The 14,619-nt window shown below is 67.7% G+C and carries 14 protein-coding genes; 7 read left to right on the top strand and 7 right to left on the bottom strand.

Translation table 11 applies throughout. From position 1 onward, the window contains the following. Positions 1 to 18 precede the first annotated feature (18 nt). Positions 19 to 1,314, top strand: coding sequence for a chloride channel protein (locus tag ACX12F_RS05585; RefSeq protein WP_459368647.1), 1,296 nt, complete (start codon positions 19 to 21; stop codon positions 1,312 to 1,314). A 53-nt stretch (positions 1,315 to 1,367) separates the two neighbouring features. On the opposite strand, the gene ACX12F_RS05580 is transcribed toward ACX12F_RS05585, so the two are convergent. Both ACX12F_RS05580 and ACX12F_RS05575 read right to left on the bottom strand, forming a co-directional pair. Next, entirely contained in the window at positions 1,368 to 2,771 is a 1,404-nt protein-coding gene (locus tag ACX12F_RS05580; protein WP_459368646.1) for a hypothetical protein, read from the bottom strand. Between the two features lie 476 nt (positions 2,772 to 3,247). Beyond that, positions 3,248 to 5,110 carry an ABC transporter family substrate-binding protein gene (locus tag ACX12F_RS05575; protein ID WP_459370244.1) on the bottom strand — a complete coding sequence of 621 codons (1,863 nt, stop codon included), beginning with the start codon at positions 5,108 to 5,110 and terminating at the stop codon, positions 3,248 to 3,250. A gap of 150 nt (positions 5,111 to 5,260) precedes the next feature. On the opposite strand from ACX12F_RS05575, the gene ACX12F_RS05570 reads away from it, so the two are divergent. Further along, complete coding sequence (locus tag ACX12F_RS05570) at positions 5,261 to 6,130, top strand: hypothetical protein (protein WP_459368645.1); 870 nt, start codon at positions 5,261 to 5,263, stop codon at positions 6,128 to 6,130. Positions 6,131 to 6,178: 48 nt separating this feature from the next. Here the strand turns inward: ACX12F_RS05570 and typA are convergent, their stop codons facing one another. After that, the gene (gene typA / locus ACX12F_RS05565; protein ID WP_459368644.1) at positions 6,179 to 8,086 is read right to left on the bottom strand and encodes a translational GTPase TypA; all 1,908 of its coding nucleotides are present in this window, start codon (positions 8,084 to 8,086) and stop codon (positions 6,179 to 6,181) included. Between the two features lie 68 nt (positions 8,087 to 8,154). Here typA and ACX12F_RS05560 point away from each other — a divergent pair, with 68 nt between their 5' ends. Beyond that, positions 8,155 to 8,322, top strand: a complete 168-nt coding sequence (locus ACX12F_RS05560; protein WP_459368643.1) for a hypothetical protein — start codon at positions 8,155 to 8,157, stop codon at positions 8,320 to 8,322. A gap of 93 nt (positions 8,323 to 8,415) precedes the next feature. After that, positions 8,416 to 8,688, top strand: a complete 273-nt coding sequence (locus ACX12F_RS05555; RefSeq protein ID WP_459368642.1) for a hypothetical protein — start codon at positions 8,416 to 8,418, stop codon at positions 8,686 to 8,688. Here the strand turns inward: ACX12F_RS05555 and ACX12F_RS05550 are convergent. Both ACX12F_RS05550 and ACX12F_RS05545 read right to left on the bottom strand, forming a co-directional pair. After that, positions 8,682 to 9,071: a (deoxy)nucleoside triphosphate pyrophosphohydrolase gene (locus ACX12F_RS05550; protein WP_459368641.1), complete on the bottom strand. Its 390-nt coding sequence runs from the start codon at positions 9,069 to 9,071 to the stop codon at positions 8,682 to 8,684. The two genes, ACX12F_RS05555 and ACX12F_RS05550, sit on opposite strands and share 7 nt — an antisense overlap. Before the next feature lie 79 nt (positions 9,072 to 9,150). After that, on the bottom strand, positions 9,151 to 10,032 hold the full coding sequence (locus ACX12F_RS05545; RefSeq protein WP_459368640.1) for a hypothetical protein: 882 nt from the start codon (positions 10,030 to 10,032) through the stop codon (positions 9,151 to 9,153). Positions 10,033 to 10,229: 197 nt separating this feature from the next. Between ACX12F_RS05545 and ACX12F_RS05540 the strand changes: the two genes are divergently transcribed. After that, complete coding sequence (locus ACX12F_RS05540) at positions 10,230 to 10,502, top strand: 4a-hydroxytetrahydrobiopterin dehydratase (protein ID WP_073698502.1); 273 nt, start codon at positions 10,230 to 10,232, stop codon at positions 10,500 to 10,502. A 9-nt stretch (positions 10,503 to 10,511) separates the two neighbouring features. On the opposite strand, the gene ACX12F_RS05535 is transcribed toward ACX12F_RS05540, so the two are convergent. Next, the gene (locus ACX12F_RS05535; RefSeq protein ID WP_459368639.1) at positions 10,512 to 11,642 is read right to left on the bottom strand and encodes a mannosyltransferase; all 1,131 of its coding nucleotides are present in this window, start codon (positions 11,640 to 11,642) and stop codon (positions 10,512 to 10,514) included. A gap of 183 nt (positions 11,643 to 11,825) precedes the next feature. Between ACX12F_RS05535 and ACX12F_RS05530 the strand changes: the two genes are divergently transcribed. Next, positions 11,826 to 12,656: a hypothetical protein gene (locus tag ACX12F_RS05530; protein WP_459368638.1), complete on the top strand. Its 831-nt coding sequence runs from the start codon at positions 11,826 to 11,828 to the stop codon at positions 12,654 to 12,656. Positions 12,657 to 12,699: 43 nt separating this feature from the next. Then, positions 12,700 to 13,770, top strand: a complete 1,071-nt coding sequence (locus ACX12F_RS05525; RefSeq protein ID WP_459368637.1) for an Rv1157c family protein — start codon at positions 12,700 to 12,702, stop codon at positions 13,768 to 13,770. A 67-nt stretch (positions 13,771 to 13,837) separates the two neighbouring features. Here the strand turns inward: ACX12F_RS05525 and ACX12F_RS05520 are convergent, their stop codons facing one another. After that, positions 13,838 to 14,578, bottom strand: coding sequence for an SDR family NAD(P)-dependent oxidoreductase (locus tag ACX12F_RS05520; protein ID WP_459368636.1), 741 nt, complete (start codon positions 14,576 to 14,578; stop codon positions 13,838 to 13,840). Positions 14,579 to 14,619 lie beyond the last annotated feature (41 nt).

Genomic DNA, 14,619 nt, shown 5'->3' with positions numbered 1-14,619 from the left:
CTGGCATACATTCACCCGGTGACGCGACGTGCGCTTGAGTTCGGCAGCGCGGTGCTGCTCACCGGCCTGCTCGCCGGCGTCGCCGGAGCGACGACGGTGTCGCTGCTGCACGCCGTCGAACACCTCGCCTACAACTATTCCTACGGGCTGTTACTCGACGGCATCGGGGCCAGCTCGCCGGTCCGCCGCGCGCTCGCGCCGGCCGTCGGCGGGGCGCTGGCCGGATTCGGTTGGTGGATTCTGCGCCGCCGCAGCGGCGTGCCGTCATTGTCGGCGACCATCGCCGGAAAGAAGCCGATGCAGCATCTGCCCATGGCGGCCGACGCGGCATTGCAGGTCGTGGCTGTCGGGTCAGGCGCCTCACTGGGCCGGGAGACGGCACCACGTCAATTGGCCGCGGTACTCAGCAGTTACGGCACGACATGGCTCGGCCGGCTCACCGCGTCGACCATGGGCACGCTGACGGCCCGTGACCGCGAGATTCTGCTCTCTTGTGCCGCAGGTGCCGGCCTGGGCGCGGTGTACAGCGTGCCGCTCGGCGGGGCCTTCTTCGCCGCGCGCGTCATGATGGGCACCTGGCACCCGAAGGTGGTCGGCACGGCGCTCCTCACCTCGAGCCTGGCGGTCGCGGTGTCGCACCCCATCACCCACTTCGAGCGCAATCTCGTGTGGCCCAATCCGGCACTGTCCTACCAGTTCACCATGCTGGCAGTGGCCATCGCGCCGTTGGCAGTAGTCGTCGGCTTGACCTTCAACCGGCTCGTGTTGCTCGCCGGCCCCAAGCCGCAACTGACTTCGTGGGTCCTGATCCCCGGGGTCGCACTGGCCGGCCTGGTCACCGGCATCTGCTCGATCTACCGCCCCGAACTGCCGGGCAATGGCCGCAGCGTCCTGGTCGTCGCCGTCGGCTCCGACCTCACCCTCGCCGCCGCAGCCGTCATCCTGCTGCTCAAACCGCTGCTCACCGCGCTGTACCTGCGGTTGGGCGCGGTCGGCGGCTTGATCACCCCGGCCCTGGCGACCGGCGCGGCCGCGGGAACGGTTGCCACGCTTGCTCTCAACGACCTTGCCCACACCAACCTTCACGTGGCGGCGGTGGCACTGACCTGTGCGGCCGGCGTGCTGGCGATAACGCAACGCGCACCGGCATTCGCTGCACTCTTCGTGTGGGAGCTGGCCCATCCGCCGGTCTGGTTGCTCCTGGTTTTCGCGGTGGCCGCGTTCTCGTCGCACGGCATCCGGCTACTGCGCGAACGGACGCTCGCCACGACGGGTGAGAGCCCGAAACGGCTGTGGCCCTCCACCTTCCGGTAGAGGGCCACAGTTCCGATCAGCTACATGAACTACTCGGCGTGACCGCCGCAGGCTCAGGCTGCAGCATGGCTGGGCTTGTCAGCTTTGGCTGCCGCTTTCGGCTTGGTCGCGGTACCCGCGCCTGAGTCGCCGGCCTTCGACGAGCCTGCCTTGGCGTCACCCGACGTGGTCGAACTCGATGTGCCGGCACCTGACTTCGCCCCACCCGACGAGCCCTTGGCACCCGCCGCCGCACCGTCCGTGCTCTTACCGGAACCGGATTGGCTTGTCCCGGTGGAGTCCGCACCCGACTTCGTCGACCCCGCACCGCCGGACGTCGTGCCGGTGCCCTTGGTCGACGAACCCGACGTGCCGGACGAACTCGACGACTCCGAGGTACCCGAGGTGCCCGAGCCGCTGGGCGTCGTGGCCGAAGTCGGTTCTGCCGCACCGGTCTTGGTGGTCGAGGCCGGCACATCCTCCTTCGTAGTGCTCGTCGCACCAGCAGGCGTGGAGGCAGTGGCCCCGGTCGCCGATGTGGCGGCGGGCGTCGAATCCGCGGGCGTGACCGCGGGCACCGCCGCGGGGTTGGTCGCCTTGGGCGCCGTCGCGGCAAGGGTGCTCACCTTCACCGCGGCGGCCGTGGTGGCCGTCGCAGGATCCGTGGTCCCGGTCGAGGTGTTCGGATTCACGTTCAGGGCGGTCTGAATCGTGCTGGCGATGAACGGCACAGCAGTGGTGACGAACTGATCGACCTGCTTGATGACGTCGATCGTCACGTCCGCGATCCCGTGCTGGACAGCGTTGATGACGTTGATCGGATTCAGCGTCGTAACCGCCTGCAGCACACTCTGAAAGCTGCTCACCATCTGCTGAACAATCGGCTTGACGGTGACGCAGTCACTGCAGCCGATTCCGAGCGTCGACCCGACGGCGTAGATGACCAGCGACTGAACGGTGGTGATCATTGCCGGAACCAACGCCGAGGCGACGGCAAACGGCCGCTGCACAATGTTCTGAATCGGCTGCGAAATTCCCGTGATGAGCTGCAGTCCCCCCAAGATGATGCCGCTCTGGAAGGCGTCGATGGCGCCGTTGACATTTCCGGTGGCCAGCTGTGCGCCGACCGCCTGAAGCGTGCTGGGCAGTGCCGCCCCGATGGTTCCCAGCCCCCCGGCGACGTTGCCGATGAGCTGCTGCGCCTGCTGCAGGGTGTACAGCTGATTGATCACGACTTGCCGAAGCAGCGGATTGATACTGGTTTCGGCGGTGTTGGCGGTGTCGCCGAGCAATTGCTGGATCGCGGTGACGATCGGGCCGAATACCTCGAGCGGGTTGTCCAGGGCGGTCAACTGGACCGCAGGCATGTGCACCTGGGGCAGCGTCGGCGCATGTAGAGCCTGGCTCGGGACGACCGGAGCGACAGCGATGACGCCGGCACCCGCCAAGGCAAGACCCGCGTTGACATAGGGCCTCATCGTTAGCTGCATTACTTTCCCTCTCGATTGTGACGGTGATCTCAGTGGGCGCGCGCCGCAAAATTTACTCGCCGGTAAGTTGCAAAGCAATATCAATTTGTGACTTCCCAGCAACTTCGATGATCGATATATGACAACAACGTCAGTTCAACACCACAGCTCACTGGCCATAAATGCGACCGCAGCGACCTTAAGGCCAAATATCAGCAAACATTTTTAAGGCTGTTCCTCAATCGCGAGCTCGTTGACTGAGGGATGCCGCAGCAACCTATAGAACAGCTTGTTAGCTGGGCTTTGTGTCCCTGGAGCCACGCGGAGCGTAATTTGCCGAAGTGCTTTCAAACGGAACTACCAGACCAATTGAGGCGAAAGCCGGCCGCGACGGACGCAACGCGGCCGCCACCACCGCCGAACTCGACAGCAGACTTTTCCCTGACGCGGAGCGGCTCAGGACCCTCACAGGTGCCGGGAGCAGATCAGGGAACCTTGACCCACTTGCCCGCGTCGCCGACGATCCCGACCGGGACGGCGCCGGTGAGGCTGACGTTCTGCACCGTGGGCCCGGCAGCGACGATCGTGGTGTCCTGCAGGATCGGCAACACCGTCTCCATGGCCCAGAGCTTGGGCTCCAATTCACCCAGCACATCGGCGATGCTCTCGGTACCGGCCAGGGCCGCATCGATCTTCGGCTGAATTGTGTGGTCGCAGATACCGGTCAAGTTACTGGGAGCCTGCACCAGCTGATCGCCACCGAGCGGCTTGGGCAGCGGAACGATCGGCGCGGTGGAGGTCACCGTGGGTGTCGGCGATTGAGTCGTCGGCGGCTGCGGTTGCGGCGCAACGGTTTTGGAGGTCGATGTCGGCTGCGGGGCAGGGGCCGGGGGCGTCGTGGTCGACACCGCCGTGGCCTCCAGCCCCGGGCAGCCGTACCGCGACGCCAGCACCGTCGCCAGATCACCACCGGCATGGCGCCAGCCGACGATCGCATCGACCCGCTGCAGACCGTCCGCGTACAGCGCAACCGGATCCATGGCCAGCACCGTGGCCTCGATCCCGACGCTGCGCAGTTGGTCGGCCGCGGTGTTCGCCACGGCGACGGAGGTCGGGTCGTTGGCGGCGACACCGATGGCCAGCTCCAGCGGTTTGCCGTCCTTGACCAGCCGATCATGTCCCGGTGGCGGCGGCGCGCCGGGCGGCGACGGCAGCGCGACAGCGGGCTCGATGTTGTATCCGGCCTGGTGAAGCAGGTCCATCGCGGCGTTGCGGTCCAGCGCCGGCGGCGCCGTCGGCACGTAGCCGGGGTCGGACGGCGTCCGCACCTGGGCCTGCGCCAGTGTGACGGTGTTGTCGCTGCCCGCGCCGACGGCCGCCAGCAGGCCGACATCGAGCAGGCCCAGCAGCGCCTTGCGGACCTGGATGTCGGTCAGTCCCGGGCGCTGCGCGCGCAACGTCAGCTGCATGACCCGGGGGGTGACGATCCGCGCGGTCCGCACGCCCGGGATGGCGGCGAGTTGCGCGAACGTCGCCTGCCCGCCGTGCACCTGGGCCACCTGGGTGTCCCGGTTCCGGATCGAATCAGCAAGGGCGGCAGCCGATCCCCCACGCCGGAACAGCACCTGGTCCGGCACCGACGGCACGCTCCAGTAGCGGTCGTTGCGCGCCAACAGGATTTCGTCGCGCTGCGGATCGATGCTCTCGACGCGGAACTGACCGCCCGTCACCGGCATGGCCCGCGCCAGTCCGGCAGCGAAACCGCCGGGCACGTCCTTGACGATGTGCGCGGGCAAGATGTTGTTGAACAGTTCCCGCCAGGCCGGGTACGGCCGGGCGAACGTCACGACGGCCGTCTTCCCACCGTCGACCGACTGGACACCGGTCACCAGGTCATAACCGGCCGGGTCGACGACGCCGGGCTGGCTGACCATCTGCCGCCACTGGTACCAGTAGTCGTCCGCGGCGATGGGTGCGTTGTCGGTCCACTGCGCCTCGGGACGGATCTTGTATGTGACGGTGAACGGGTTCTGATTGGTCACCTCAGCCGACAACAGCAACGACGGGTCGAGTTCCCAGCGCGATCCCGACGGCGACGCCGGATCGGCGATGGGCCGGAACGAGCTCGGCAGAACCAGTGCCGAGATCGCCGCGTTGACCGGCGACTGGTCGGACTGCAGATGCGGGTTGAATCCGGGGCCGATCCAGTCGATGGCCATGATGATCTGGTTCATCTTGGGCGGCGGTGGGACGACCGTTTTGGTCGTTTCGGTGCTGCGTGGCGCCGGTGGCGGGCTCACCGTGCAGCCGGCCAGTGCCAGGACCGATACGAGTGCACCAGTCGTCATCAGCTGGCGGCGGGCGGTCGGCACGCCGTTCAGGGTATCGGCTGGCTACTGCGCGACCACCATCGTGACCACTTCCCCGTCGCTTCGCTCGCCTCTTGGGTGACCAATTCGCGTCGCTTCGCTCGCCCCGGATGGTCCACAATTTGCGGTATGGGCCTACTGCCGAAGCCGTACACCCCGCTCTCCGACGCCGACGTCGCCGATGCGCTGAGCCGCGCCGTCGCGATCATCAACCCGTTGCTCGACGTGCTGTCAGAAGCCGATCCCATCGGGCTGCGCAAGCGCACCCACCGCCTGCTGCGACCGCCCCGCCGGGTGGGCGATCTGGTCCGTCGGCTGCGGGTGCGGCACCGCCGCGCCGAGGCCGGCCGCAGCCCCAGCACCACAGACCGTGCGCTGAACGCGGGTGCCCACCTGATGAATGCCGCCGATCTGCCCGGCACCGCCGCCTGGGAACGGATGAGCCGCGACGAACGCATCCACTGGTGGGTGCACCGCGTCGGCGCGTTGAACACGCTCGTGGTGGCCACGCCCGGGCTCTTCGGCTGGCTGGCCCGGGTGCTGCCGGTGAGCGAGTTGGCCGGGTTCGTCAACCACGCCATCGTGCTGTGCGCGGTGTCCCGCGAATACGGCGTCACCGATCGGCGCGAGCAGGTGCGACTGCTCGCCGCGGTGCTGTGCCATCGGCAGTTGCCCGAAGACTTGCCAGACGACCGGGCCGTGTCGTCCGCGAGTCCAGAGCCGCTTCCCGAAACGCCGCCGCCGGGCTGGAAGCCGCTGGAGGCCATCACGTCGTCGATGCCGGTGGTGGTCGTCAAGACCGTCTGGCAGCTGGCCGGCATCCTGCGCGCGACGTTCGACGAGATCGCCAAACGGCCGCAGCCGGCCAAGTGGTGGCAGCGCATGAGCGCGCTGCCCTGGGTCGGCGCGGTCTCCACATACTTCGGCGAGCGCGGCGCGCTGAACAAGGCGGCCCATGAGGGTGTCGCCTGGCTCGATCAGAACCAGAAAGCGGGCTAGCGCACGTCGTGAAAACGCTTGCGCCAACCCGCTTTTCGGCTTGTTGAGTTAGTTGCGGGCCTTCTCGCGGGCCTTGGCGCGGGCCCGCAGGCTGGCCGTCAGCTCGACCTTGCGCACGCGCACGACCTCAGGGGTGACCTCGACGCACTCGTCCTCGGCGCAGAACTCCATGGCCTGCTCCAGCCCGAGCTCCAGGGGCCGCGCCAGCGTCTCCATGACGTCCGCGGTCGAGCTGCGCATGTTGGTCAGCTTCTTCTCGCGGGTGATGTTGATGTCGAGGTCTTCGGCGCGGGGGTTGATGCCCACGACCTGGCCTTCATAGGTGTCCTGGCCCGGCTCGACGAAGAACTGGCCGCGATCGGACAGCTGGATCATCGCGAACGGCGTGATGGTGCCGGTCCTGTCGCTGACCAGTGAGCCGGTGTGCCGGGCGCGGATCTCGCCGGCCCAGGGCCGATAGCCCTCGAACACGGCGTTGGCGATACCGGTGCCACGAGTCAGCGTCAGGAAGTCGGTGCGGAAGCCGATCAGGCCACGGCTGGGCACGATGAAGTCCATCCGGACCCACCCGGCGGCGTGGTTGGTCATCTGCTCCATGCGGCCCTTGCGGGCGGCCATCAGCTGGGTGATGGCGCCGAGGAACTCCTCCGGACAGTCGATCGTCAGCTCTTCGAAGGGCTCGTGCAGCTTGCCGTCGATCTGCCGGGTGACCACCTGCGGCTTGCCGACGGTCATCTCGAAGCCTTCGCGGCGCATCTGTTCGACCAGCACGGCCAGCGCCAGCTCACCACGGCCCTGAACCTCCCAGGCGTCGGGGCGGCCGATGTCGACGACGCGGATCGACACGTTACCGACAAGCTCGGAATCCAAGCGGGACTTGACCATTCGCGCCGTCAGCTTGTGCCCGGAGACCTTGCCGGCCAGCGGCGAGCTGTTGGTGCCGATGGTCACCGAGATGGCGGGCTCGTCGACGGTGATGCGCGGCAACGCGTGGGCGTGCTCGGGGTCGGCCAGGGTGTCGCCGATCATGATCTCCGGCATGCCCGCGACAGCGACGATGTCGCCGGCGACGGCCTCGGTGGTCGGGGTGCGCTCGACACCGACGGTGACCAGCAGTTCGGTGATCTTGCCGGAGGTGATGACGGGTGCGCCGTCGACCTCACGCATCCAGGCCACCTGCTGGCCCTTCTTGAGCTTGCCCTTGTAGATGCGGACCAGCGCCAGACGGCCGAGGAAGGCCGACGCGTCGAGGTTGGTGACCAGCGCCTGCAGCGGAGCGTCCGGGTCACCCTGGGGCGCCGGGATGTGCTCGAGCAGCACGTCGAACAGCGGGTCCAGGTTCTCGCTGTCGGGCACCTCGCCGTTGGCGGGCTGGACGGTCGAGGCGACACCGGCGCGGCCCGAGGCGTACAGGGTCGGCAAGTCGAGCGCCTTCTCGGCGGCAGCCTGGGCTTCTTCGTCCAGATCAGAGGCGACGTCGAGCAGCAGGTCGTGACTCTCCTCGACGACCTCGGCGATGCGGGCGTCGGGCCGGTCGGTCTTGTTCACCACGAGAATGACGGGCAGGTGCGCGGCCAGGGCCTTGCGCAGCACGAAGCGGGTCTGCGGCAGCGGGCCCTCGGAGGCATCGACCAGCAGCACGACGCCGTCGACCATGGACAGGCCGCGCTCGACCTCGCCACCGAAGTCGGCGTGGCCGGGGGTGTCGATCACGTTGATGACCGTCACGGAGCCATCGGAATTATGGCGGTGTACTGCCGTATTTTTTGCCAGGATCGTGATGCCCTTTTCCTTCTCAAGGTCACCCGAGTCCATGATGCGTTCGGTCGAGTCGTCGCCGCGGTGGGTCAACGCTCCAGACTGCCGCAGCATGGCATCGACGAGGGTCGTCTTGCCGTGGTCGACGTGTGCGACGATGGCGACATTTCTGAATCCGGCGCTGGCCTGCTCACTCACGCCCAAGATTGTCGCAGCGAGGGGGTCGGTTTGCGAAACTGCGGACGCCCTGAGGAAACTGCACATCGATGAAGGCCAGCAAGCTCGCCGGGGCGAAACCGAAGAAGAAGTGCTGCCGCAGCAAGCCCCGGTGCAAGCGGTGTCCGCTGGTGCTGCACAAGGTCGAGAAGGCAGCGCACCACGGGGTGCACGGCAAGGATCTGGAGAAGGTCTACAAGCGCGCCCGCAAGGCTTGATATACAGCTATTGACCTGCCTCTTTTCTGGTTTCGCGAGTAGGGTGGAAGCGTCTCGTCAGCTCCACGGAACCAGCGCGAGGAGGTCGTCGTAATGACCGTCTACGAAGTGTTGACCGGCATTGTCGGGTTCGTGTTGGCGCTCGGCGCAACGGCCGCGATATTCGCCGGATTGGCCAATTGGGCCGGCGGGTTCTTCGTGGTGAGGTGTGCTGCGTGTCACCATTTGGCGTTCTCCACGGTGAACAAGCCGAAGACCGCCTGCCCGCATTGCAAGTACCCCGCGCTGCTGCATCCGCTGTACACAGCCCAGCACGGCACCGCGATGGCGTCGGCCCGCGTCGTCGGCGACAAGCTGCACTACTGAGTCAGACTCTGAGCCAACGCCGCCTTCAGCTCGGCCAGCCACGCGCGGTCCGCAGGCACCCACGGCAGGTCGTCGAGTTCGGCCGCACCCACCCAACGCACGGCATGGTGGTCATGAGCGTGGGGCGCGTCGTCGGTCGATACCCGGTACGCCCGCAACGTGACGGTGGCGGACAACCGCACGTCCTCGCCCATCCTCTTCCCGACGGCCACCATGACCCCGAGTTCTTCGTGGAGTTCGCGGGCCAGCGCCTGCTCGTCGGTCTCCCCCGGCACAACTTTTCCGCCGGGCAGCTCCCAAAGGCCGGCGAGCTCCGGCGGCCGGTTGCGCTGAGCGACCAGGAGTTTGGCGTCGGCGATCAGGGCGCCCGCGACGACGATCACGGCCTTGACGGTACTTGCCGCTCGGCCTGCTACGTCGAGCGTGGCGACTACCGCGGCGATCGGCCGTGTGTCGTCGCCGCTAAGCGCCACGTTCGACACCGCGCTTCATCGGTAGTCGCCACCTCGCGGCCCGAATCGCGTCGTTGACACGCCACACCACTCGCTGCGGCTCACGCATCATGGCGGCAGTCACCCACACATTGCGCCATCCGATTCGTTCCAGGCCTTCCGTGTACTCGAATTGCCATGACCTTCGTCCCAAGGTCCAGTCGAGGTCCTCGTCACATTGGACGACGACCTGCCATTCCCGCCATCCCATATGAGCGCGAGTGAATACCGGCCCGAATTCGTCGCCCAACACGATTTGGGTTTCCAGACGCGGCAGGTACGCGTTCGTCAGCAGCGTCCGGACACGCGACTGAAGCGCAGTCTCGGCGCCACCGTCGGCAATACCGACCGTGGCTCCCAGCCGTCGGACGCCACGCAAGCCAGGGCGAGCAGCCGCAATGGCCCAGACATCCGATATCTCCAACCCGGTCGATCGGATCAACGCATCGAGAATCGGAACCGCTACGGACGCCGACAGCAGACGACCGAGGTCGAAGGCGGTACGCGCCGGTGTCGTTACGCTCATGCCGCGGACTGTGCAAACTTCTTCCGGCGCAAGGTCGTACGAATGGACGACCAAACCTGACGGACTGCGCCGATCGTTGCGCACGACGACTGCCGGGAGGTCTGGGTCAAGCCATTCGGCGCGATGCACCGCCGCTGCGGATACACCGGCCAGAACCGCGCTGGACCCGGCCGCCAACCACGCTGCCCGAGCCTTGAGCTCGGCGGTCATCACCGTGTCGTTGGCTACGTAGACATCGCGGAACACCGCATGGTGGTAATTGCGGAGTCGATGTTCGGTGAGCGCGCCGGCGCGTAACGCCTCCGAACCGCGGAAAGGTTCATCCATGCCGTCACTTTCGAAGCCGGCACCGACAGAAACACGAACGCGAACCACGGTTATCCACAGGAAGATCGGCAGATTGTCCGGGCCGATCCAACTCCGTCGCACGCCGAACGTGACGGCTAGCGAGATGACGCGCCGCTGCCACCACCGACAACACGCACGCTCGGCGTAGGGGTCTGAGCCGGAGTACGTTCGAAACCATGGCCGTCCTCACCGATGAACAAGTAGACGCCGCACTGCCCGAGGGGTGGGAACGAGCCGACGGCGCGCTACGCAGGTCCGTGAAGTTCCCGGCGTTTCTCGACGGTATCGACGCCGTCCGCCGGGTGGCGGTCCACGCCGAAGCCAAAGACCATCACCCAGACATCGACATCCGTTGGCGGACAGTCACTTTCGCCCTGGTTACGCATTCCGAAGGCGGCATCACCGACAAGGATGTCGCGATGGCCGAGGACATCAACGGGCTCGTCTAGCAGGCTCGGTCAGCGGGCTCGTCTCGCCATCCAGCCCAGCGTCACCACCGTCATCACCGGGTAGATCAGCCCCGCCCATGCCAGGTACCACGGACGGCTGATCACCCAGATCGTCGGCTGGGCGAAACTCAGCAGCCACGGCACCCCGACGATCATCAGCACCAGCCAGGTCCAGCGCAGCGCCCGCGCGCTGGACAGTTCCGCGAACGGCCCGTGCCATAGCCACATCATGAGCGGGATCAGCCATACCCAGTGGTGGGTCCACGAGATCGGCGAGAACAGCAGCCCGAACAATTGCACGACGAGCAGCGCACCCAGCCGATCGGGCCGGTCCGGACCGTAGACCGCGCGCCAGGCGAACACGGCCAGCACGGCGGTCAGCACCACCGCGATCACCACGGCGGGCTCGAAACCGGCGTCATGCCCGACGATGCGCGAGATCGCGCCGCGCCAGGACTGGTTGAACGACGTCGCGACCGGGCCGATGCGATTGGCGTCGCCCAGTAGATCGGTGAAGTAGTAGAGCGCCTGATCCCGCAACACCAGCCACGACACAAGCACGGTGCCGACGAACGTGACGGCGGCGAAGATCACCACGCCCCAGCGGCGGACGCCGAGGAAATAGAGGCCCGTCACCGCCGGCGTCAGCTTGACCCCGGCCGCCACGCCGACCAGGAAGCCGGACCACCACCAGCGGGTGCTGTAGACCGCATAGAGCACGCCCAGCACGAGGACGACGTTGATCTGCCCGTAGTCGAACGTGCTCCGCAGCGGCTCGGTCCAGATACCGATGGCCGTCCACGCCATGGCCAGCCGGTGCGCGGGATCCCCTAATCCGATGAGCCGCAAGCTGATCCACACCACGCCGTAGAGCGCAGCGATGATGCCGACCTGCCAGAAGAATGCCAGCAAACCGAACGGCACGAAGTGCAGCGGATAGAACAGCACCGCCGCGAACGGCGGATAGGTGAACGGCAGCGGGAAGTCGGGCGTCTGGTCTGCGTAGACGTAGTCGTACAACGGGTGGCCGCTGCCGAGTGTCGTCGCGCCGCCGACGTAGACGTGGAGGTCGACGAAGTTGGCCCCGTTGGGCACCAGGTAGGTCCATCCGAAGCGCGCGGCGACGCTGAGCGCCAGCATCAGTGGCGCCCAGCGCAGAACTGATCGCGTGGCGGTGTTTATCGCACGACTGTAACGGTCGGTCACCCTTCGCCTTCCGATCAGTAACGGATCTATAAATGCCACACGTGTCACTTGAGTAACACCAGTAACGGCATACCGTCGGTTCTGACGCGCCACCACTGGACCGGGAGGACCCCCAAAATGCGCAAACGCACCAAAGGAAAATTGTTGGCCACCAGCATGATTGCCGCCGCCGGCGCAGTCCCGGTGGCGATCGCCCTGAGCGCTGTCGCGGCCGCCGACCCGGCTCCCGCGGCCCCGGCACCCGTCGTGCCCGGCACGCCGCTGGTGAACGAACTCGCCCAGGCTCCGGTCCAGGCCCTGTCGGGCGTCACCCAGGCCCTCACCGCGGGCGCTCCGGCCGCAGCTCCGGCCGCTCCGGCCGCTCCCGCCGCCACCGCCTCGGTGACCCTGCCGCAGAACCTGGTCCCAGGCGCCACCGCGCCGGCCGCGGCCACTGCACCCGCACCCGCAGCCGCTGCCGCTGCCCCGGCCCAGGGCATCATCCCCTCGGCCAATATCAACCTGCCGCAGATTCCGGGCTCGCCCGTGCCGCTGCCGAAGCAGATCGCCTTCCCGGGTGACCTGACCTCGCTGCTGCCTGCCGGTACGCCGCTGGCGAACCTGCTGCCCCAGCCCGCTGCCGCCGCCGTTCCTGCTGCGACCGCCGCGACCTCGCCGCTGGCTGCTGCCACCGCACCGCTCGCTGCGACCTCGCCGCTCGCCGCGCCGCTCGCCGCCGCTACCGCACCGCTGGCCGCGGCTGCTCCTGCCGCGGCAGCTCCGCTGGCCGCTGCCACCGCACCGCTCGCGGCGCCGCTGGCTGCCGCTCCGGCAGCGTCGACTCCGCTGGCGACCGCGCCCGCCGCCGTTGCCGCGGCCGCGCCGGCAGCACAGGCCATCCCCGGTGTCGTGCCGGGACTCATGAGCCTGACCAGCTTGGCGCCGGTCATCACCTCCGGCTTGCCGTGATCCGCAGCGTAACCAGATAACCGATACGAAACCGGGGAGAGTCATGCAATCGAGGAAGCTGTTCGTCGCACTCGGCGCAGCCGCCGCACTCACGATCAGCGCGGCCACTGCCGCCCACGCTGATCCGGCGTCGCCACTGCCGTTGCCGCTGCCCATCGATGGTCTGCAGGCTCCTGGCCTGCCGGCCATGCAGACTCTTGCCCCGGTGATCCAGCAGGCCGCCGCTGATCCGGCGGGCGCCGCGGAGCTGCTCATGGCAGCAGCCCGGGCGTTCGCCGGCAGCAAGGCCGCACCGTCGGATTCGAAGAATCTCGCCAACGCGGTGAACCAGTTCGCGGCCGACCCGGCTGCCAACCACGTGCCGGCTCCCGGCGCGGTACCGGGCGCCGAAGCTCACCTGCCCGCCGGCGTCGACCCCGCACACGCGGTCGGTCCGGTGGCTGAAGCCGCTCCCGCATCAGCCCCCGAGGCGGCGCCGGCACCGGCTCCCGCGCCCGAGGCGGCCCCGGCTCCTGCTCCGGCACCCGCCGCAGCGCCTGCTCCGGCACCCGCGCCGGCGCCTGCTCCTGCTCCTGCTCCTGCTCCTGAAGCTGCACCGGCCGCCGCGCCGATCACCCAGGCCGCGGCGACCGTCCCGGCTCCCGACGCCGCACCGGCTGCGGCGCCGGCGGCTGCTCCGGCTCCGGCCGGCGCCTTCGGACCGGGCACGCCCATCACGCAGGACTTCATGTACCCGTCGATCAGCAACGGCTGCCTCGCCGACGGCGGAAACGTCCTGGCGACGGCCATCTCGGTCGCCGGCCCGGCGAAAATTCCGACCCCGGGTCCCGGCCCTGGCCAAACCGCCTACGTGTTCACCGCGGTCGGCACGCCCGGCCCGGCCGCCGAGCAGAAGCTGCCGCTGAACGTCACCTGGGTCAACCTGACCACCGGCAAGTCGGGCAGCGCGACCCTCAAGCCGCAGGCCGACATCAACCCGCAGGGGCCGACGACGCTGACCGCAATCGTCGACACCGGCTCGGGCAGCATCATGTCGACCATCTTCGGTCAGGTGACGACGACCGAGAAGCAGTGCCAGTTCATGCCCACCATCGGTTCGTCGGTGGTGCCGTAAACCCTCACCTGATGTGCAGAAAGGACGCCCGGAGTGACCACACTCCGGGCGTCCTTTCTGCGTAGAGCTAGAGCTGAATCTGGCCGCCGTCGACAGCCAACTCCGCGCCGGTCATGAAGCTGCTCTGGTCCGAGGAGAGGAACAGTACGGCGGCAGCGATTTCGTCAGGACGACCCAGACGCTTCATCGGCACCTGAGCGGCCATACCGTCGAGCAGGTCCTGTTTCTGATCAGCGGGTGCCAGGCCGGTGAGCCCTGGAGTTTCGATCGGGCCCGGAACGATGGTGTTGACCCGGATTTTGCGGTCGGCCAGCTCGGCGGCCCAGGTCCGGCCCAGAGACCGGATGGCAGCCTTGGACGCGGCGTAGAGCCCGAAAGCCGGGATCCCTTCGGAGGCGGCGGTGGACCCGGCGAGCACGATCGAGGCGCCCTCGTTCAGCAGCGGCAGCGTCTTCTGCACGGTGAACACCGTGCCGGCCACATTGCGGTCGAAGTTGTCCCGGTAGTGCCGCGGTGTCACATCGGCGAGGGTGGCGAAGTCGCCGCCGCCGGCATTGGCGAAGACGATGTCGAGCCCCGCGCCGTGCTCGGCGATTTCGGCGGCCAGGCCGTCGAGTTCTTCGGGCTTGCTGATGTCGCTCTGCACACCGTGAGCGCCGATGGCGGCGGCCGCCTCGTCGAGTCGAGTGCGATCACGACCGGTGATGAAGACGTACGCACCCTCATCAGCGAGGCGCTTCGCGGTCGCCAGGCCGATGCCTGACGTCCCTCCGGTGACCAGTGCTGTCTTGCCGTCGAGCTGTCCCATGATCGGGCTCCTTGTCTGGGTGGATGGCGCTTTCACCCGTA

It is taken from the genome of Mycolicibacterium sp. HS_4_1 (assembly GCF_054515875.1).
This window is presented reverse-complemented; position numbering and strand designations above follow the sequence as displayed.

Bases quoted from the DNA above. Each gene is read 5' to 3' on its own strand.
- ACX12F_RS05580 (WP_459368646.1), bottom strand. From the start codon at position 2,771: ATGAGGCCCTATGTCAACGCGGGTCTTGCCTTGGCGGGTGCCGGCGTC.
- ACX12F_RS05555 (WP_459368642.1), top strand. From the start codon at position 8,416: ATGACCGTCTACGAAGTGTTGACCGGCATTGTCGGGTTCGTGTTGGCG.
- ACX12F_RS05545 (WP_459368640.1), bottom strand. From the start codon at position 10,032: ATGGATGAACCTTTCCGCGGTTCGGAGGCGTTACGCGCCGGCGCGCTC.
- ACX12F_RS05575 (WP_459370244.1), bottom strand. From the start codon at position 5,110: ATGACGACTGGTGCACTCGTATCGGTCCTGGCACTGGCCGGCTGCACG.
- ACX12F_RS05525 (WP_459368637.1), top strand. From the start codon at position 12,700: ATGCAATCGAGGAAGCTGTTCGTCGCACTCGGCGCAGCCGCCGCACTC.
- ACX12F_RS05535 (WP_459368639.1), bottom strand. From the start codon at position 11,642: ATGCTGGCGCTCAGCGTCGCCGCGCGCTTCGGATGGACCTACCTGGTG.
- ACX12F_RS05560 (WP_459368643.1), top strand. From the start codon at position 8,155: ATGAAGGCCAGCAAGCTCGCCGGGGCGAAACCGAAGAAGAAGTGCTGC.
- ACX12F_RS05520 (WP_459368636.1), bottom strand. From the start codon at position 14,578: ATGGGACAGCTCGACGGCAAGACAGCACTGGTCACCGGAGGGACGTCA.
- ACX12F_RS05540 (WP_073698502.1), top strand. From the start codon at position 10,230: ATGGCCGTCCTCACCGATGAACAAGTAGACGCCGCACTGCCCGAGGGG.
- ACX12F_RS05530 (WP_459368638.1), top strand. From the start codon at position 11,826: ATGCGCAAACGCACCAAAGGAAAATTGTTGGCCACCAGCATGATTGCC.
- ACX12F_RS05570 (WP_459368645.1), top strand. From the start codon at position 5,261: ATGGGCCTACTGCCGAAGCCGTACACCCCGCTCTCCGACGCCGACGTC.